Source organism: Pseudogracilibacillus auburnensis (genome assembly GCF_003201975.1).
GTDB lineage: Bacteria > Bacillota > Bacilli > Bacillales > Amphibacillaceae > Pseudogracilibacillus > Pseudogracilibacillus auburnensis.
The window spans coordinates 251,196-270,884 of sequence record NZ_QJJQ01000001.1 but is presented as its reverse complement, the minus strand read 5'-3'; the positions used below and the strand labels follow the sequence as shown (position 1 = coordinate 270,884).

Sequence of the window (19,689 nt, the reverse complement as noted above, 5' to 3'; positions counted from 1 at the left end):
AGTGGAGTTGTTAGGACAATCAAGATAAGTATGGAGGCAATTGATTATCACATTGGCGATAAAGCCAGGTTCATTTTTCAAGACATCATGTTATGACATATTCATTCGCTCCCCCTTTCGTTAGCTAAGCGAGTGACTAGCAACGAGTGCCTCTTTAGAAGCTAGTAACTTTTACTTGCACTGTAAGCATAACGGAATCCGTTTTAGCAGTCAAAAGGATAAAAGTGCATAATAGCAATGCTCAGACCCTTCAAAATGGCTTTTCTCTCTACACAAAATTGCGTTTTAACTAGTGTCAGGTTCACGAAAACACTATTTTATATATAAATTCAACTTTTTTTAAAAAGATTATTATCTCAACTTTCTCAGTGTGGAATGGACAAATAAGCTTTCGGATAATTATGTTTGGATAACTATTTACTCTAAAGCAATTTGTATATTCTATATTCCCTTGCTCTTTCATTTATTTTGTTTCTTTTTATCACGCATTTGAAATAAACTGCGCAGAAACATTTTAGCCAACCGCTAAGGAAATGCACTCCGCTTTCACCACAGGCATAAGAGCGACATCTGTTCTAGCTACGTTTTCACTTGCTTTCACAGTGTCTCCTTTACCGTGGGCGGCTGGTGAGCCTCCTCACTTTCCCCCTTCGCTAAGGAATGTCAGAAGCAAAATGTAGAGTTCAATACAAGAATGTGCAGTTCATCGGAATAATGCAGAGTTCAATACGGGAATCCGCAGTTCATGCGACTAATGCACAGTTCAATACAGGAATCCGCAGTTCCATCGAATAATGTAAAGTTCAATACGGGAATCCGCAGTTCATCGGAATAATGCAGAGTTCAATACGGGAATGCGCAGTTCCATCGAATAATGCAGAGTTCAATACGAGAATGCGCAATTCATCGGAATAATGCAGAGTTCAATACAGGAATGCGCAGTTCCATCGAATAATGTAAAGTTCAATACGGGAATGCGCAGTTCCATCGAATAATGCAGAGTTCAATACGAGAATGCGCAGTTCCATCGAATAATGCAGAGTTCAATACGGGAATGCGCAGTTCATGCGACTAATGCAGAGTTCAATACGAGAATGCGCAATTCATCGGAATAATGCAGAGTTCAATACAGGAATGCGCAGTTCCATCGAATAATGCAGAGTTCAATACGAGAATGCGCAGTTCATGCGACTAATGCACAGTTCAATACGGGAATCCGCAGTTCCATCGAATAATGTAGAGTTCAATACGGGAATGCGCAGTTCCATCGAATAATGCAGAGTTCAATACGGGAATGCGCAGTTCATGCGACTAATGCACAGTTCAATACGAGAATGCGCAATTCATCGGAATAATGCAGAGTTCAATACAGGAATGCGCAGTTCCATCGAATAATGCAGAGTTCAATACGAGAATGCGCAGTTCATGCGACTAATGCACAGTTCAATACGGGAATCCGCAGTTCCATCGAATAATGTAGAGTTCAATACGGGAATGCGCAGTTCATGGGAAGAATGCACAGTTTATATCTTATAGAAAAAAACAACAAATCTATTTTGTTGGAAAAATATTGGCAGTGCCTCTTTTGGAATACAGTTTTCCATACCAAGTTTGTCAAGATATAATTAGAAGCATCCCAACCTTAATCAAGCGAACTGTTTGGACTCATTTTATTGGTGCGAAAGTTGAGTTATTATTATGGTAGTAAACCCGTTACTATTACGCCGGATCATATAGAAAGCACAAGTGCCTTCCTACATAAAGCTACTCCAATAACACTATTCCATCGACTTTTTCGAAAATAAATTTCTCCACAAAATAAAAATGGTCACTATTAATACGATCAAATAAACATACATACCATAAGGAATTAATATCATCACATAATGTAGACCCGCTAAAAGTGCGGTAAAAATCATTATCAGAATAACCGTAACAGTACTCCCACCGCCTTGTTGGATACTTTCAAATGGTTTTGAAAATGGAAATTCACCTTTGCTCGTTAAAAAATAAGATAAAATGGCTAAAAGGATAGCAGCTAAGAATACGATAAAAAGATGTACAATAATCCGTGGCGAAAAGATAAAACAATAGATTGTCCCCACAATAAAAAAGATCGGTACATACAATTTCACAAGAAATGCTTTGATCGTTGCTCCATTCATTTCATTAGGATGCTCTACTCCAGCCGCTTTAAAAATCCACGCACCTTTATATTTGCCGGAAAAAGATAACATATGGACAACGATTCCGACAATAATATTAACAAAATATATTTGTAAAAATGAATTTCCTTCTCTTATCTCCTCTAAAGATAGATAACTTAAATCGTTAAAAATAAAGATAAACGGGAACACAAGAGCGATCCCGAGTGATGGATATACTTTTAGTTTAAATTCTCGCTCCGCACCCATTATTTGATTGGCAAATCTGAAAAACATTCGCTCCTCTTTATGAAAACAAATGATTTTTTCCCATAAGGTACTAAATTGCCATCTTTTACGTCTAGCTGTGCCCGATTCTTCCTTTAATTTTTTTAAATTTCGTTCAAAGGAAGGCATTAATGCGTAATAGAGCAGGATAGAAATAATTGGAATTATAACTGCAAGAACAGTTAAAACAATGATTCCACTAGAAAAGTTCCTTGCTATCAACAATTCAAATGGAGCAGCAAACCACATGGGAGGAATAAATACATTCCACCATGAAAAGGTAAATTCAAATGTGAAACCAGCATATTCAAATGCTCGAATGACAATTTGATAGCCAATAATTACTCCAGCCGATAGGATGATTTGTATATAATTGATCAGGTCTTTTAACTGTTCCCCACTAAAAAAGCGTAGCACAAACATGTAGATAAGAGACGTTAAAGCGATAATAAATGATACGAATAAAATAATCGTCAAAAGAAAAAGAAGAAAAAAGAATAGGCCTTGTGAAAAAAGCATGACCAACGCGGGAATAACTGTAAACGCACCTGTAAGTAGAGTCATATAAATGATAACATGAACCATTTTTGCTGCATTAATTGTCCGTAAATGAACTGGTTTTGTATGTAAAATCGTTTTATCACGAACATCGAGTAAAACAGATGAAAAATCTGCAATCATAGAAGTCATCAGTAAAAACATGGAAATCCCAAAAACGAAACTCATTTGAAACATATATTGATCCCCAAAAATAAAGAAAAGCAAAATTAAACTATACAGCATATAAATCAAAAGGGACTTCATAAATTGGTTGCCTTTTTGTTTTGTTGAACTACTAAAAACAGTCGGTACACGCCTTCCATCCATCAGCAATTTTACTTCGACTATTTTTCTCATCACTACATAATCAATCTTCATTTTTTCAAACAAGGGACGAAAAAAATCGACTACTTTAAGTGGTTGAAAATATGTCATTCTTGATCGCTCGCCTTCCCAGTCACAATAGAGACGAATGTAGCTGCTGTCTCCTTATGAGCGTCAAAACCTGTTAATTGATTGAAAATCCCTTCTAACGACCCTTCTTTATTTTGCTCCTTTAACTCTTCAAAGGTTCCATCAGCGGCAATTTTACCGTTGACAAGTAAAATAATTCGACTACTAATTCGTTCCACAACGTCCATCATATGGGATGAATAAAAGATTGTTTTCCCTCGTTTTTTCAACTCTTCTAAAATATCTTTAATGACCATAACACTATTTGCGTCAAGTCCGCTTAATGGTTCATCTAAAAAAATAAGATCTGGATTGTGGATAAGACTAGAAACAATTAATACTTTTTGCCGCATTCCTTTCGAAAATGAAGAAATTCTTTGATGAAAAACGTCTTCCATCTCAAATTGAGTAAGGAGCTGTAACCCTTTATCTTCTGCTTCTTTTCGTGTTAATCCATATAATTCTCCAACAAAAGTGATATACTCACATGCCGTTAAATTGTCATATAGGTCTGCATTTTCTGGAACATAACCAATCCGCCGCTTATAAGTGACATCACCGCTTGCAATATCTTCCCCAAATAGTTCAACATTGCCTTCATAACCATCGATTAAACCGAGCATAATTTTTAATGTCGTACTTTTCCCAGCTCCATTTGGACCAATATACCCGATAATTTGCCCTTTATAAACGTCTAAATTGATACCATTTAGTACTTGCTTTGTCCCGAAACTCATCTCTACATCGCGCAATTTTAAAATTATTTCTTGCATCATAATAAAACCCACCTCCAATAGGAACTAATTACCATTAGTCTAACATACGGGTATTAGCAATTAAATGGTAATTATTTTTTCATAAAGGTATCTGGCATAACAGCGGCAATTACTTCTCCTTTTGCACAACACACATCCCCAGCAAAAACTTCTGTAACTACTTTCCACTTTTTTGGATGAATTTCTACTACTTCTCCTATTGCACGTAAAGGAATACCTTCAGGAGTTGGTTTCATAAAGTCAACATGTAAAGAAGCAGTGACAAAACGTGGTGCTTCTACTCCATCTCCTGGTTCATGACCCAGCTTTCGGTGTAAGGCAAGTGCTGCTGATCCTGTTCCATGACAGTCGATAACAGAAGCGATTAATCCACCATATATAAATCCTGGAATTGCCTTATGTTCTTCTCGAGGCGTATATATTGTTAACGTCTTATCCCCTTTCCAACCTGTACGCAAATGAAGACCTGACTCATTATTTCGCCCACAGCCGTAACACCAAGCATAATCATCTCCATAGTCATCTTGAATCGCATTTTTTACTTCATTCATTTTATATCACCTTTCTTTTTAAGATTTTATTCTTCTAACCTTATTTTCAAGTTATATAGTAAGCTATTTGAATTTCATTATACTATACTAAAAATACGATACGTAAAATTTTCTTCCGTAAACAATGTTTGCTAACTTTATTTATGAATGGGTGTTTACATGAATAAACAAAAATATACGATGAAAGATAAAGCATTTTGGAACATCGTTATCGGTTTAGGAACATCAGCGTTCTTTATTTTTGGAACAATGTACTCGATGCAGCCAATTTTACCAATTTTAACAAAAAATTATGATATTACCATTTCATTTGCTAGTTTGTCCATGTCACTCACTACTGTCGGACTGATTATTGGTTTAATTGTAATCGGCTTTTTATCAGACCTTAAAGGACGTACATTTTTTATTCACTTTTCCATTATCAGTACTGCATGTTTATTATTCATCATCCCGATGATGAATTCTTTTTTGCTCATTATTTTCTTTCGATTACTTCAAGGATTTACCCTTGCAGGGGTACTTGGAGCTGCGCTTGCGTATATGACAGAAGAAATTGACCAAAAACATGTCGGATTTGCGGCGACTTTATATATTGCTTGTAACAGTCTAGGTGGGATGATCGGAAGATTTATAACAGGTTTTTTAGCTGAGGCAATTTCTTGGCAGATAGCTTTATACATATTAGGTGCATTTGGATTGCTTACTTTTGTATTCGTTTTTCTTACTTTGCCAAAATCAATGCACTTTGAACGATCAACTGGAAATTTTACGGAAGAAATGAAAGGATTTCTTGTCCATTTTAAAAATCCTACCTTATTATTAATGTTCGGGCTTGGGATTGTTTTACAGGTTTCCTTTACCGGCATGTGGACTTTTCTACCATTTCATTTACTAGATGCACCATATGAATTATCTTTACAACAAATATCTTATTTTTATTTTGCGTATAGTTTAGGGGTTGTCGGTGCTCCAATTGCTGGCTTGTTTGCAAGTAAATATCGTTTAAGCACGATTCGGATAACAGGGATAGTTTTTTTAGTGCTCGGATTGTTGATTACATTAGGCAAGTCGCTTTTTGCCATTATTATCGGCCTTTGTATCATTTGTCTCGGATTTTTTGTTTCTCATTCGATTGCAACGGCAACTGTTTCACAAGAAGCACAGCACCACAAAGGTAGCGCATCAAGTATTTATCTAGTCGCTTATTATATAGGAGTATCTACAGGAACAACATTACTTGTGCCACTTTGGGAAAAGTTTGGCTGGCATGGAATCGTATTATTTACCACCATTTTACCAATTACTTATGTAATCATCGTAAAACTGACTCAATTTCAAATGAATAAAGTGACTAGTCATTAATTTTAATGAGGTGATTATGTTGAAATATTTTCATGTAGATGTTTTTTCATCAGTACCATTGAAAGGAAATGGACGAACAGTCGTTTTTCCTGGAAACGAATTAATTAAGTAAACTACTTTAATACTTTCCCTTGTAGTGCGTGTTCAAAAAGGTCGATAAAAAGGACCAATAAATTCAAGGCGGAGTACTCCCGGGAACGGACTTTCACAGGATGTGATGACTTCCGTGTTGCCCATAACTCTTTTCGATGGGACGAGCGAATGCGCAAATGCTCTTCGATGGGACGAGTAAGCGCAGTCCCAGTCCCAGGACGTGGGCGAATGTAACGGGATCCTCTAAAGCTTTTACATACGTAAGTACCTAAAAAAGCAAGCTTAGAAAACTTGGTATTCACTACGCCTTTACTGCAAGAACTAAAGTTGCACTTATGCGAGTCAAGAAAGGAATGCTTTCTTATCTGCCAACGCAGAAATTCGATGCGTCATTTTTGTTTTGAACATCCATTTTATAGACTTCTTGGTAAAGGATCGTTAAATATCAACTATAAATGGATGAAAATTTACTCTTTTGCACTAGTTCATATTCCTAGATTCAAAGTGGTTAAAGCAGAAAAATCGCCAAACCCTTATATTCGGAATTTAGCGATTTGTTTTTATTTGTTTACATCCATGTCATTCATTTTCCATTTTCCATCTTCCTGTACAAATTCAAAGTCGATAACAAAACTATATTCTTTTTCATAATCAACTGCTGCAAACCCAACGACAACTGAATCTGCATTATTTTCATTTGTATATCGAAACTCTAAATCACCTGCAGTTTTCTCTGTAAATAATGCTTGTTCATGTGGATAGGTAACATTTTCAAACATAAATTTATTGTTCTCCTTGTCCAATTTAGAACCTTTTGAAAGGATCGACTGCAGGAAATCATAATCCTTGTTAAATTGAGCGTTAAAAATGTTATTCGTTAACTCAACTAATTCGTCATGTTCATTTCCTTCCGGTTCCTCGTTCTTTTCTGAAGGACTATGTTCGTTCGTTGCGTTATTATTACTTGACTCATTTTCCTGCGCTGGGGCTTCTGTTTGATTTTCATCCATTTCTTCTGTAACTTCTGGTTCATCATTCTGAGTTGCTTCATCCACTTCCCTGTTCGTCTCATCTTCCAGATCGTCTTTTACTTCTTCTGATACATTGCTGGAGCCATCTGTGTCTTTAGGGCTTGTCTCTTGAGGAGAGTTACAAGCTGCTAAAAGTAAAATAAACAACGTGAATATAGTTAGTTTTTTCATTGTGGTACCTCCTTATCTTATGTATAGAATACCATAATTTTAAGTGGTTAATAAATAAAAATACGATTAAAACAATTCATTAGGCCTAATACTATTGGAGAACGAACTATAGCAGACAGAGTCATCCGAGACTTTAGGTGTATAAATTCATATTACTCTCATATAACTTTTTTGTCATTTAAATGGGTAATTAATATACAAATTTTATCAAATACGTAGACTGCTCCTACCAAATAGATTTGTTGTTTTTTACATATAAGAGATAAACTGCGCAGTAACATAGTTTGATATTTCGTCTATAAACCTACCTAGTCACAGCAACGTTAAATTCCGCGGGAAACGGCTTCAGCTTCCAAATGACAATGTTTATTGCGACGAGTAATCGCAGTCGCAGGACGTGCTAGTGCAATTAGTTAATCCAAATTCAACTTGATCACTGCTGTATCTTCATCCCTCTTCATTTTAGGACGGCTTTTTTTGTCTATTTCACTTTGCGAAAATTACGTTTTTAATTACGTAATTCATTTAGGTTTATTTCCAAATCCATCATTTTGTAAACATGCAAAAAAACAGCACATGGGCCAATTTTGATCACATGTGCTTTCGATGAACAAAACGTATTACTACATTGCTGAATATCCACCATCGATTGCTAATTCAGCTCCGGAAATATAAGACGCATCATCACTTGCTAAAAATAAAATCGCCTTTCCAACTTCCTCTGGTTTTCCTAGTCTGCCAAGAGGTGTTAATGCATTTATTTGCTGTAATGCTTCAACGCTTGACTCTAACTTTTCCGTCATTGGCGTTTCAATCACACCTGGAAATACGGCGTTTACACGTATGCCATTTCTACCGTACTGTGTTGCGGCTGCTTTTGAAATGGCTCGTACAGATCCTTTTGATGCGGTGTAAGAATTTAATCCCATGCCGACTTGCGCTGTAACAGAAGATACATTTACAATTGATCCTTGATTATTTTTAACCATGGTAGGGGCGACATATTTAATACCGAGCATCGTGCCGAAACCATTTATTTTCAGTAAAAATTCCCAATCAGCATAATCAACTTGTTCAATTGGTTTTTCTGACGTAACACCAGCATTATTAATTAAAATATCGATACGTCCAAACTCATTTTCTACCTGTTGAACGAGTTCTTGCCAATTCTCTTCTTTGGAGACATCGAGTTTCATGCCTACAATTCGGTCACTTTTTGTACTTATTTTTTGTAGGGCTTCTTCATTAATATCAGCTGCAATTACCGTCGCACCTTCCTCAACAAATAAATGTGTTAACGACTCTCCGATTCCTGATGCACCACCAGTAATGATTGCAATTTTTCCATTAAGTTTTCCCATTTCTTGCACCTCCAAGTTGGAATAGTTCATTATACCTATCCACTCCTATCATACACTTTAATAACCATGTTTTTTCATCGAGTGATTACAAATTTATGACTTTACGTATGATACAACTATGTTGAGAAAGTAGATGAAAATTATTCACATTTAATTTACTTTTAATATAAAAAAATTCTTATAGTGCTTCATTCACCATCATTTACTTGATAACTAACGAATAGTTCTCATGATAAAAGCCATTTCTTTTACCCCATTAAAAGTAACCCATCAAGATCGAGTATTTCGATTTTCCTTTGTCCTTTTTGTTTGATTAGACCTTCTGCCTCAAATTCACTTAAACGCCTACTTAATGTTTCAGGTGTCGTACCTAAATAAGAGGCGACATTTTTTTTACTCATTGGCAATTCAATCATCGTGCCTTTTTCACTTTCTACACATTCGGCTAAAAAAAGAGCGATTCTCGTTTCGACTCTTTCCGTTGCAAATCGAGTCGTCTGCTTTTCCGAAGTGTCTAATCGATTCGAAAACTCAGTTAAAATTTTCAGTGAAATGGTCGGGTATTTTACTAATAATTTATGTAACTCATCTCGTTTAATGAGGCATATTTGTGTATGCACCATTGCTTCTGCGTATGCCTCATGGTCGGACTCCTGAAATAAGGCGAGTTCTCCTGTAAAATCACCAGGATGTAAAATCCGGACAAGTTGTTCTTTACCCGATTCAGATAGACGATAAATTTTTATTTGTCCCCGATTGACGATATATAATGAATCAGATTCATCACCAGCGTGGTAGATAATTTCACCCTTTTTATATGAAACACTTTGAACAGCTTGCATAATTTCATTCATTTGCTCTTCTTCCAAATGATTAAAAATCGGTACGAGGGATACACATGCTTTATGCGTACCCACCCCTTGGTCGTGGTGTGGGTACGCTTTGTTTTTGTTCATTCAATAACCTCCCTTTTATGCACTTTTCAATTGTAATTCGTTTTCTTCTTTCCTCTTTTTTCGATTAAAGGTAATCAGACGCATTCCATTCAAAATAACTAAGATGACACTTGCTTCATGAATAAACATTCCTGAAGCTAAATGGACTTGACCTTTTAAAACACCGATTAGAAGGAGGAATACTGTGCCAACTGCAAAGTATGTGTTTTGCTTCATGTTACGGATGCTTCCTTTTGAAAGAGAATAGGCGTGAGCAAATTGCATTAACTTATCAGCCATTAATACAACATCCGCCGTTTCCATCGAAATATCTGTCCCGCCTTCTCCCATTGCAAGCCCGATGTCAGCTGTTGCAATGGCAGGTGCATCATTAATTCCATCTCCAGCCATTGCTACTTTATGTCCGGCTGCTTTTAACTTTTTTACATAATCTACTTTATCTTGTGGAAGGAGCTCTGCATGGTATTCATCAAGTCCAAGTTGGTTAGCGACGAGTGTTGCAGTATGTTCATTGTCACCTGTAAGCATGATCATTTTTTTAATACCGTTTTTGCGAAGGTCGGCTAAGGCCCGATGTGCATCTTCCCTAATTTCATCTGCAATCGAGATGATTGCTGCCATTTTTCCATCGACACTTGCAAAAATTGCTGTATTCCCTTTCTTTTCTCTTTGCACTGCATATGCTTCCATTGTAGGGGTAACTTCAATGTTTTCTTGATTCATTAATTTTCGATTACCGATAACAAAAAGACGATTTTCTACTATTGCCCGAATGCCGTTTCCCTTAATGACTTCTCCATCTGTTACTTTCCCTGTTACAGCTAAGTTCCGTTTTTCTGCTTCTTTGACGATCGTTTTCCCTAAATGGTGTTCAGAAATCATTTCTGCTTGAGCAATAAGCTGGAATAAATGTTCTTCCTCTTCATCGATGAACAATTTGAAATCTGTTACTTCCGGCTGCCCTTTCGTTAATGTACCTGTCTTATCAAACACGACCGTATCCACTTTAGCAAATGTATCCATTACTTCCCCACCTTTAATGAGGACACCATTTTTTGCTCCATTTCCAATTCCTGCAACGGTTGAAACAGGTGCACCGATAACTAATGCCCCAGGACATGCTATAACGAGAAATGTAATGGCAATATGAAGATCCTTCGTGAGAAAATAGACTAGGACAGACAAAACAACAATACTTGGCGTATAAATACTGGCAAATTTATTTAAAAACTTCTCCGTTTTTGATTTCGATTCTTGTGCTTCTTCGACAAGTTCAATTATTTTGGCGAAAGTAGTATCATCACCAATTTTTTCTGCGATCATTTCCATATAACCATTATCTACCATTGTACCACTAAATACTTCATCATTAACTTTTTTCAATGCTGGAACAGATTCCCCTGTAACTGCCGCTTCATTTATAGATGCTTGCCCGGAAACAATTTTTCCGTCTACAGGAATCTTTCCACCGGAATGGATAATCACTCGGTCGCCTCTTACTACTTCTTCTACTGGAATTGTTTCCTGAACCCCGTCCCGAATGACGACTGCTTCCTGTGGTGCCATATCGACTAGTTCTTTTAAGGATGATCGTGTTTTTTCTAGTGTTCTTCCTTCTAAATAATCACCGAATAGGAACAAAAACGTAACAACTGCCGACTCGACATATTCTCCAATAAAAAGGGCACCAATGACAGCGATCGTCACGAGTAACTCAATACTAAATGTTTTCATTTTTACCGCTTGATATGCTTTGAGCGAAATTGGTACCCCTGCGATGATCGTTGCGATAATTAGAGCAACACTTTTCAGTTCTCCTCCCAAAATAAATGCAAGTACGATTAATCCAAATGAAATGACTGTCAACTGATTTTTATACTTATGAATGATTAGTTGCATGTTCACCCACTCCTTTTCTATCTATATCTTAAAACCTTTTCGAGAAAAATGAATTGACCGTAATCAAGTTTGTTCAATAACTTCGTGGAAAATATAATCTGACGCTTGGCCGAAGAATTATTAATACAGAAAGAATTCTTTTTTTAAAAGAACTTTATCCCCTATTATTGGAAGCTTACAAAACCCATTTTGAATTGACACCATGGCCTTTTCTACATATAATAGATGTACAAATTTATAAATATTTCTCCTATAAGGGGAGTAGCTATATTACAATACAGTCGTCAGCACAGGGGTTTTATCCTCCTCGGCTTTATTGGCAACATAATGTTGTTAGCGAGACCTTACCTGGTATTTTGGTGAGGTCTTTTTTTGACGTTAAGAAAGTCTAAAACTTTCTTTACACAAAGTACAACTTAAGTTCTCGCCATAAACAGTTGGCAATAAGCCGAACTTTCTAATAATTTTTTGGAGGTATTCCTTTGACTACTTATGAAGAACTTGCGAAAACAGTTATAATAAATAAAAAAAATCGACTAGTTAGCTACGATCATTCATTGATGTTTGTTGGCAAAGGTAGGAGTGCATATGTTTTTAAATTGAAGGCATCCAGTGTGGCAATTAAAGTCTTCTTTCCGACAAATACATCGATTGCAAAAGAAGAAGCCACTATCTATCAGATACTTAAAGGTGTTCCATATTACCCAACGATCCATGATTCAGGACATAATTACATTGTGATAGATTACATTAAGGGACTAACACTATTTGAATGTATAACCAATGGTAAAACAATAACTTCAGCTCATATTAAAGAGATCGACTATGCACTATCATTAGCGAGAAATTTAGATTTAAATCCATCCGATGTTCATTTGCGCAACATATTTATTACCAATCATAATGAAATTAAACTGATTGATGTTGCCCGGTTTAGACAGAAGAAAAACTGTAGACAATGGGAAAATTTAAAGAAAGCCTATTACCAGTTTTATCGTAAATATTATCTCGCTAAAAAAATACCCGCAACTTTACTTAACATTACGGCTGTACTTTACAACAAGGGTCTGATACCGTTTTACCCGAATTAGTAGTTATTAGCTGAAGGATCATCAAATATGATTAGCTTAGACTATGCCAAGGGAAAAAGAGCGCCCTAATTACTTTAGGCACTCTTCTCATCCATTTAAAACTATTTATCTATTTTACTGCTAACCGACTTGACCTGAAGTATCGTCTAACTCTACCTTTGTTCGATCTTTCACCGTCCAAATGGCAATCAATGAAATTGAAGCCCGTTAACATCATTTGAATCTCTCATGATTAGAGCAGGGACATAACGAAAACGATCAAATCTAAAAACGAGAAATGCATTACCTTAGCGGAGGAAATATACGTAGACCCCTGGTCGGCTGACACTAGCACGTCCTAGGTGTTGCGGGGAGAAAGGCATCGGTGAGACCCCTTGCCCAAGCAAGGGGTCTGCCGACGTTGGCCGCAAAGGCCGTTTTTAGTTGGCCTTCCTTTCATTTCGCACGAAGAGACTCACCAGCAGCCTTAGGAGGCGCGAAGTATGTTTCCGGAGCGGGTTATATGCAGCTACCTTTGTCGGATTTTCTGATCTCAGCCTCTTGATATATTTTTATGATACTTTTGTGTTCATCACAGGGTAACCGAGTTTTTGAATAACAGTTGCTAATTCATGAGCTTCTACAACTTCACTCTCAAATTCTACCTTTACCTTTCCAGAATTAAACAATACTTTTGCCATATTCACACCTGTTGTTTTCGTTAAGGCTGTTTCTATTTTTTTAACACAAGATGGACAAGTTAATGGTTCTAATTGGAATATTGCTTTCGTCATGTTCATTCCCTCCCTTGTTTTATTCTATCTCTATTGTAGCCGATGGAGTAGACAAATAAATTGATATAAATCAAGTTTGGAAATAAAGATGCTATCTAACTCGTTTTAATTCAGCCTCTTGATCGATGGACCTTCTTGCAAGCAAGTCGATTGTAACTTCGTGCTCTTCTTGTGTTTTTTCAATTCTTTTTACCGTTCCTGCTATTTCCTTAACATCTTGTTGTAAAACAGTAATATGTTCAGAATTCAAGATCACATGCTCGATTGTGCTACCTGTTTTATGATCGATTTTTTCTAGTTTTTCATCCATACTATCAAGACGGGTTCCCATTTGATCGACTGTTCCTTCCACACCACCAAGACGTGTATCCATATGGTCAACTTTTTCCTCTAGACTATCAACTTTCGCATCTAAACCATCAACTTTTCCTTCCAGATTGTCAACATTCGCATCTAAACTATCGACTTTCCCTTCCAGATTGTCAACATTCGCATCTAAACTATCGACTTTTCCTTCCAAACTGTCGACCTTCGCATCTAAACCATCAACTTTTCCTTCCAGATTGTCAACATTCGCATCTAAACTATCGACTTTTCCTTCCAAACTGTCGACCTTCGCATCTAAACTATCGACTTTTCCTTCCAGATTGTCAACATTCGCATCTAAACTATCGACTTTCCCTTCCAAACTGTCGACCTTCGCATCTAAACCATCAACTTTTCCTTCCAGACTGTCGACTTTCACATCTAAACTATCGACTTTTCCTTCCAAACTGTCGACCTTCGCATCTAAACCATCAACTTTTCCTTCCAGACTGTCGACTTTCACATCTAAACCATCAACTTTTCCTTCCAGACTGTCGACTTTCACATCTAAACTATCGACTTTCCCTTCCAGACTGTCAACTTTCCCATCTAAACTATTGACTTTCCCTTCCAGACTGTCAAATTTTCCATCTAAACTATCGACTTTTCCTTCCAGACTGTCAAATTTTCCTTCTACCTTATCGAGACGCTCGATGACAGGGATAAGTTCTTGTTTAAAAATGGTTTGTACCGTTTCAATCCATTCACTATTTTGCAAAACTTTCACCCTTTCTACCTTTTATTTCGACAATGTTATGAATAGTATACCATGAATAGTGCAACAATTTGATTGAATGTCAACGTCGATTATGCTTCATTATTTGTAGCTTACTTTACCGTTTAATTAATGTCAAAAAGTGAAAAATGTATTTTAGAGTGTCATTTTAACTTCAAAATTCGTTTTCCCTATAGTGAAAATTTCATTTTGAATGTATCCTTTACACTCAAAATACAATTTGCTTATTTAAAAGAAATAAGACCTACCCTAAAATAGAGTAAGCCTTACGGTTATCATTTATTTTATCTTTGACCATATGTTTGAAAAGCATCTTCCATGCGACCCATTTCCGTATCATCTAAAATCACCGGTTCTCCAATTGATTTGGCACGATAATAGACTTCAGCACAAAACTCAATTTCTTCAGCAATATTAAAAGCATTTGCAATATCTTTTGCTCCCGTAAGTAATCCATGGTTCGCAAGGAATACAGCTTTTCTATTTTCCATTGCTTGAAAAGCATTTTCTGCTAGTTCTTCCGTGCCAAAACTCGCATATTTAGCACATCTAACATCCTTACCAGCGTAAGCGACAAGGTACGATACTGCTGGTAAGTTCCACCGCAATGATGATAATGTTTTGGCAAAAGTAGAGTGCGTATGAACGACTGCATCAATATCCTCTCTTTTTTTGTAAAAGATCGAATGCATAGCTAGTTCACTCGATGGTTTTTTCGTTCCTTCGACAATATTATGCTGTAAATCTAGTACGACTACATCTTCTGGTACTAAACGATCGTATTCAATTCCACTTGGGCTTATTGCCATAAAGCCTTGTTCTCGATTAAAAATGCTTATATTGCCACCAGTTCCTTTTGTAAGTCCAGTCTGAAGTAGTTTTTGACAATATTCAACGATGTCTATTCTTTCTTTTTCTAGTAGCAATGAAACTACCCCTCTCTTTCCAAATAACGATTAAAAATATTTATGCATTCTTTTCTGCAATGACGACATTGATTCCATTTTCGCGAAACGAATTGATACACTCTTGTTGCCCTGTCGTAAATGGTGCAAAGCCGTCAGTGAAAAGTGTATCAATCCGCGTAGCTGGACATATCTTAAAAAATGCCAATGTGTCAATTTTAGAATGATCGGCTAACATGAATAATTGATTTGAACGGTGGATGATTGCTTGTTTTGCCTCTCCTTCATCCATCAATGAATCTGTTACCCCATCATCATAGTTTAATGCTTTACATGAGATGAACGCTTTATCTATATAAATAGATTCTAAATATTTAGGAATAGACGAGCCAATTAGTGAAAGGGAAGTCCTTCTTACAAAACCACCTAATAAAATCACTGTAATTTCTGGATCGCCTGACAATTCAACAGCGATATTTATATTATTCGTAACGACGGTAACACTCTTGTTAAATTTAATCATCCGGCTCAACTCATAGGCCGAAGTACTTGCATCAAAAGCAATGACATCCCCATCTTGAATGTAATTTACTGCTTCTTGTGCTATTGCTTGCTTTTCCGACGTATTCGTACTTTTTCTTTTTTCAATTGGATCCTCAAATTCACGGTCGCTCATTTCTTTCAACCGCACACCACCATATACCCTACTTACTTTATTTTCTGCTTCCATCTTTTCAATATCACGCCGGATCGTCATTTCAGACACTTGAAACCTTTGACTTAAATAAGATATCTCCGCATAATCTTTCGTTTTTAATATATCAATAATTGCTTCCCTTCTATCTGTTGGTAAAAGAACCATAAATATTCTCTCATTTCTATACTAATTTTAATCGTTTTTTATGCAAAAAGTGCTCGTAAATTTTCTGCAAAAGGAGCACGAACAATTCCTTTTTCTGTCACAATAGCAGTTACATTTTCAGCAGGGGTAACATCAAATGCTGGATTATAAACAGCGACATCTGCTGGTGCTGTATATGCGCCAAAACCTTTGATTACCTCTTCTTTTTCTCTTTCCTCAATTGGAATATCTTTTCCCGTTTTTGTTTCTAGGTCAATGGTCGGTGTTGGTACAGCGACATAAAATGGGATATTGTAATTTTTTGCCAAAATAGAAACGCCTAATGTTCCAATTTTATTTGCGACATCTCCATTTGCTGCTACCCGGTCAGCCCCAACAATAATCGCATCAATCTTTCCTTGTGACATAACAACAGCTGCCATACTATCCGTAATTACAGTAACATCAATGCCTGCTTGATACAATTCAAAAGCAGTTAAAGTGGAACCTTGTAATCTCGGCCGTGTTTCATCTGCATAAACTTTCAAATTCCAGCCACGTTCTTTTGCCAAGTACATAGGCGAAGTAGCTGTACCATACTTTGTTGTAGCAAGTGCTCCTGCATTACAGTGTGTTAATACACCCATACCATCTTTTAATAAGCCTAATAGATTTTCTCCAATTTGTTTATTTATTTCTTCATCCTCGTGATGAATTTCAATTGCTTCCTCTATTAGTCTTTCTTTTAAGTGTGAGATTGGTAATGTTTTATGATCTATAGCAACTGATTTCATGCGATCAATTGCCCAAAATAAATTCACCGCAGTAGGTCTTGATGTTGCCAAATAATCGGTGCCTTTTTGCATCACTTCCCAAAAAGCATCAAAAGAAGTTTCTGGTGCATCTTTTATTCCCAAATAGACCCCATATGCTGCGGCTACCCCAATGGCGGGAGCGCCCCTTACTTGCATTACACGAATTGCTTCCCATACAGACTCCAAAGACTCATATTCGTTATAGACGATTTCATTCGGTAATAATGTTTGATCTAACAATACTAATTTATCATTTTTCCATTGAATTGTTAATAGTTGTTCTGTCATGTGGCACCTCTATATTTAATATTTTTTCATTACTTCTTTTAATGCAGTGATAAAGTCTTTCCCCGTTCTAAACGTATCACGGTCTTTTATGAATCGTTTTGCTAGTGTTAAACAAATTCGTTCAGCACGAATACGCTCTGCTTCCATTTCAATCGATGTAATATCTTTTACTTTTGCAAGACCGACAATCCGGCGAATCATTTCTAGTCCAGCTACACCTGCAGAGTCACTCAAAACACGATCCAAATACCATTCTTTAAACCCTGTTTCTTTCGCCATTTCATCCGTTACATGCTCATCCCAAAAGGCGGTAAATTTTTTATTAAATAAGTCAACTACTTCCATGATCGTATTCTCCGCCCAGTCAACGAACGGTTCTTTTCCGTAAGCATCACCATGAATAAGTGCAAACGTTAAATTGGCAATAATATTTCCTACGTCATATCCAATTGGACCATAAAAGCCAAATTCAGGATCGATCACTTTTGTTGACTCTTTCGTTACAAATAGGGAACCTGTATGGAGATCACCATGAATTAATGCTTGTGCATGATTCATAAACTCAAACTTCAATTTAGCTGCCTCAAGCCTTAACACATCATCCCGATAGATTTCAGTCACAATCCATTCTTTGTTTGGCTCGAAAAGTTCATTTCGCTGATTGTAATCATTAAATGGTTCTGTATAAACGAGTTCTTCTGATATATCACATAACTCTGGGTTCATATATTCTTTTACGTTTACTTTCTTTTCCTGATGATCCATCACTACATCTGTTGTAGGTAATAATGTTTGAACCATAAAGGTAGAAATATGATCTGCAAGCTTTGGAAATGTTTCAAATTGTAAAAGGGCTTCACGTAAAATCGTATGATCTGATAAGTCTTCCATAATGCAACAATTCATGACATTATCATATAAATACACTTCTGGTGCATGACCTTTCGCAAGTTTACCATGTAAAATAAGAATATCTGATTCAATTTTGATTCGGTTTGTCGATAATTTAATAGCGTCGGAAATTCGTGCAGTATCTCCAGCTTGCTTAACGATGACCGATTTATCTCCCGCCTGATCGACGACACGGTACACATAATTTAAATTACCATCACCAATTTCATCACAAAGTAACGCACTATTTTCGTTAAAAAAGGACGTTTTTTCTTTCACATAATGAATGACATCCTCATTTTCCATTAAAAAATATTCATCGAACTTTGCCATTATAGTTCCTCCTAAATTAATGATGTTTTCTGTTGTAATAAGTAGATGCAAGTGCTAAAGCTAACACTAATCCTTTTACAATATTTAACGAATAATAAGGAACAGACATCATAACTAGTCCATTTTCCAAAATCCCGACTAATACAGCACCAAAAAACGTCCCGATTGCATTCGGTTTTCCTTTTCCTGCAAAAGATGCACCAATAAATGCAGCTGCAACAGCTGGCATTAAATATCCGGCCCCAGCATTGATTTGTGAGGAGCCGACGTAAGAGGCTAATATAATTCCACCTAATGCTGCAAACAAAGTCGAAATGATGTATGCTAACGTACGGTAGCGATTTACTGGTATACCTGATAATCTAGCAGCTTCTTGATTCCCACCAATCATGTACATATATCGCCCATGTTTCGTATGGTTTAAAAATAAATGTACGATAACAACGACGACAATCATAATAATGATAATCCATGGTGTTTGCCCTAATTTTGTAAACAGTACAGGTAATGTCCCTTCCGTTGGTGAACCATCTAAACGTGGCATGCCAACACTAATAGAACCGCCTCCAGTATACGTCATTGCAACCCCTTCAAAAATAAACATCGTTGATAGCGTTGCAAAAAGATCTGGTATTTTAACTTTTACAATTAAGAAAGCGTTGACTCCAGCGATAATTAATGTAACAAGTAATGCGAGTGGAATAGCAATACCTGCTGGCATACTGTACCAAACAAAAAAGGAGACAATTAATGAACTTGCTAAAGTAGCAGATGAACCAATCGATAAATCAAATCCATCGACAGACAAAGAAACAGTTAGACCTATTGCAATAATCGTTACAATCGATATACTCCTCAAGATATTAACAATATTGGATCCCGTTAAAAATAAATCTGGTAAGGCAACGGTAAAAAATACAATTAAAGCGATGATGGCAATAATAGTACCCCAATTATTGATCGATTGCATCCATCCAGTAGCAGATAATTTCATTTGTTTTTGCTCTTTATTTTTCACCATCTTC

16 protein-coding genes are annotated in these 19,689 nt (G+C 36.5%); 2 read left to right on the top strand and 14 right to left on the bottom strand.

The window, feature by feature from the left end; translation table 11 throughout:
- Positions 1–1,778: 1,778 nt before the first annotated feature.
- The 3 genes from DFR56_RS01200 to DFR56_RS01190 all read right to left on the bottom strand — a co-directional run bounded on the left by DFR56_RS01200 (position 1,779) and on the right by DFR56_RS01190 (position 4,752).
- Positions 1,779–3,407, bottom strand: a complete 1,629-nt coding sequence (locus DFR56_RS01200) for a hypothetical protein (RefSeq protein ID WP_110393599.1) — start codon at positions 3,405–3,407, stop codon at positions 1,779–1,781.
- Positions 3,404–4,198 carry an ABC transporter ATP-binding protein gene (locus DFR56_RS01195; RefSeq protein WP_110393940.1) on the bottom strand — a complete coding sequence of 265 codons (795 nt, stop codon included), beginning with the start codon at positions 4,196–4,198 and terminating at the stop codon, positions 3,404–3,406. The genes DFR56_RS01200 and DFR56_RS01195 overlap by 4 nt, the downstream gene beginning before the upstream one ends.
- A 74-nt stretch (positions 4,199–4,272) precedes the next feature.
- On the bottom strand, positions 4,273–4,752 hold the full coding sequence (locus DFR56_RS01190) for a PaaI family thioesterase (protein ID WP_110393598.1): 480 nt from the start codon (positions 4,750–4,752) through the stop codon (positions 4,273–4,275).
- 159 nt (positions 4,753–4,911) lie between these two features.
- Here DFR56_RS01190 and DFR56_RS01185 point away from each other — a divergent pair, with 159 nt between their 5' ends.
- The gene (locus DFR56_RS01185) at positions 4,912–6,114 is read left to right on the top strand and encodes an MFS transporter (RefSeq protein WP_207519986.1); all 1,203 of its coding nucleotides are present in this window, start codon (positions 4,912–4,914) and stop codon (positions 6,112–6,114) included.
- 653 nt (positions 6,115–6,767) lie between these two features.
- On the opposite strand, the gene DFR56_RS01180 is transcribed toward DFR56_RS01185, so the two are convergent.
- From DFR56_RS01180 to DFR56_RS01165, 4 genes are all read right to left on the bottom strand, one after another.
- A complete protein-coding gene (locus DFR56_RS01180) occupies positions 6,768–7,409 on the bottom strand; it encodes a hypothetical protein (protein ID WP_110393596.1) in 642 nt (213 codons plus the stop codon).
- Between the two features lie 623 nt (positions 7,410–8,032).
- Positions 8,033–8,770, bottom strand: coding sequence for an SDR family NAD(P)-dependent oxidoreductase (locus DFR56_RS01175; RefSeq protein WP_110393595.1), 738 nt, complete (start codon positions 8,768–8,770; stop codon positions 8,033–8,035).
- A gap of 248 nt (positions 8,771–9,018) precedes the next feature.
- The gene (locus DFR56_RS01170; protein WP_110393594.1) at positions 9,019–9,726 is read right to left on the bottom strand and encodes a Crp/Fnr family transcriptional regulator; all 708 of its coding nucleotides are present in this window, start codon (positions 9,724–9,726) and stop codon (positions 9,019–9,021) included.
- A gap of 15 nt (positions 9,727–9,741) precedes the next feature.
- Positions 9,742–11,625, bottom strand: coding sequence for a heavy metal translocating P-type ATPase (locus DFR56_RS01165; RefSeq protein WP_110393593.1), 1,884 nt, complete (start codon positions 11,623–11,625; stop codon positions 9,742–9,744).
- A 482-nt stretch (positions 11,626–12,107) separates the two neighbouring features.
- Between DFR56_RS01165 and DFR56_RS01160 the strand changes: the two genes are divergently transcribed.
- Positions 12,108–12,716, top strand: a complete 609-nt coding sequence (locus DFR56_RS01160; protein ID WP_110393592.1) for a protein kinase family protein — start codon at positions 12,108–12,110, stop codon at positions 12,714–12,716.
- Between the two features lie 551 nt (positions 12,717–13,267).
- Here the strand turns inward: DFR56_RS01160 and DFR56_RS01150 are convergent.
- From DFR56_RS01150 to DFR56_RS01120, 7 genes are all read right to left on the bottom strand, one after another.
- Positions 13,268–13,489 (bottom strand): heavy-metal-associated domain-containing protein, encoded by a 222-nt coding sequence (locus tag DFR56_RS01150; protein ID WP_110393590.1) that lies wholly within the window; start codon positions 13,487–13,489, stop codon positions 13,268–13,270.
- A gap of 91 nt (positions 13,490–13,580) precedes the next feature.
- Positions 13,581–14,573 (bottom strand): coiled-coil domain-containing protein, encoded by a 993-nt coding sequence (locus DFR56_RS01145; RefSeq protein WP_211320586.1) that lies wholly within the window; start codon positions 14,571–14,573, stop codon positions 13,581–13,583.
- Between the two features lie 302 nt (positions 14,574–14,875).
- Complete coding sequence (locus DFR56_RS01140; protein ID WP_110393588.1) at positions 14,876–15,517, bottom strand: L-fuculose-phosphate aldolase; 642 nt, start codon at positions 15,515–15,517, stop codon at positions 14,876–14,878.
- 40 nt (positions 15,518–15,557) lie between these two features.
- Positions 15,558–16,358 (bottom strand): DeoR/GlpR family DNA-binding transcription regulator, encoded by an 801-nt coding sequence (locus DFR56_RS01135; RefSeq protein WP_110393587.1) that lies wholly within the window; start codon positions 16,356–16,358, stop codon positions 15,558–15,560.
- Positions 16,359–16,396: 38 nt separating this feature from the next.
- On the bottom strand, positions 16,397–17,440 hold the full coding sequence (mtnA, locus tag DFR56_RS01130) for an S-methyl-5-thioribose-1-phosphate isomerase (protein WP_110393586.1): 1,044 nt from the start codon (positions 17,438–17,440) through the stop codon (positions 16,397–16,399).
- A 15-nt stretch (positions 17,441–17,455) separates the two neighbouring features.
- The gene (gene mtnK, locus DFR56_RS01125) at positions 17,456–18,664 is read right to left on the bottom strand and encodes an S-methyl-5-thioribose kinase (RefSeq protein ID WP_110393585.1); all 1,209 of its coding nucleotides are present in this window, start codon (positions 18,662–18,664) and stop codon (positions 17,456–17,458) included.
- Between the two features lie 16 nt (positions 18,665–18,680).
- The gene (locus DFR56_RS01120) at positions 18,681–19,658 is read right to left on the bottom strand and encodes an ABC transporter permease (RefSeq protein ID WP_207520022.1); all 978 of its coding nucleotides are present in this window, start codon (positions 19,656–19,658) and stop codon (positions 18,681–18,683) included.
- Between the last annotated feature and the right edge of the window lie 31 nt (positions 19,659–19,689).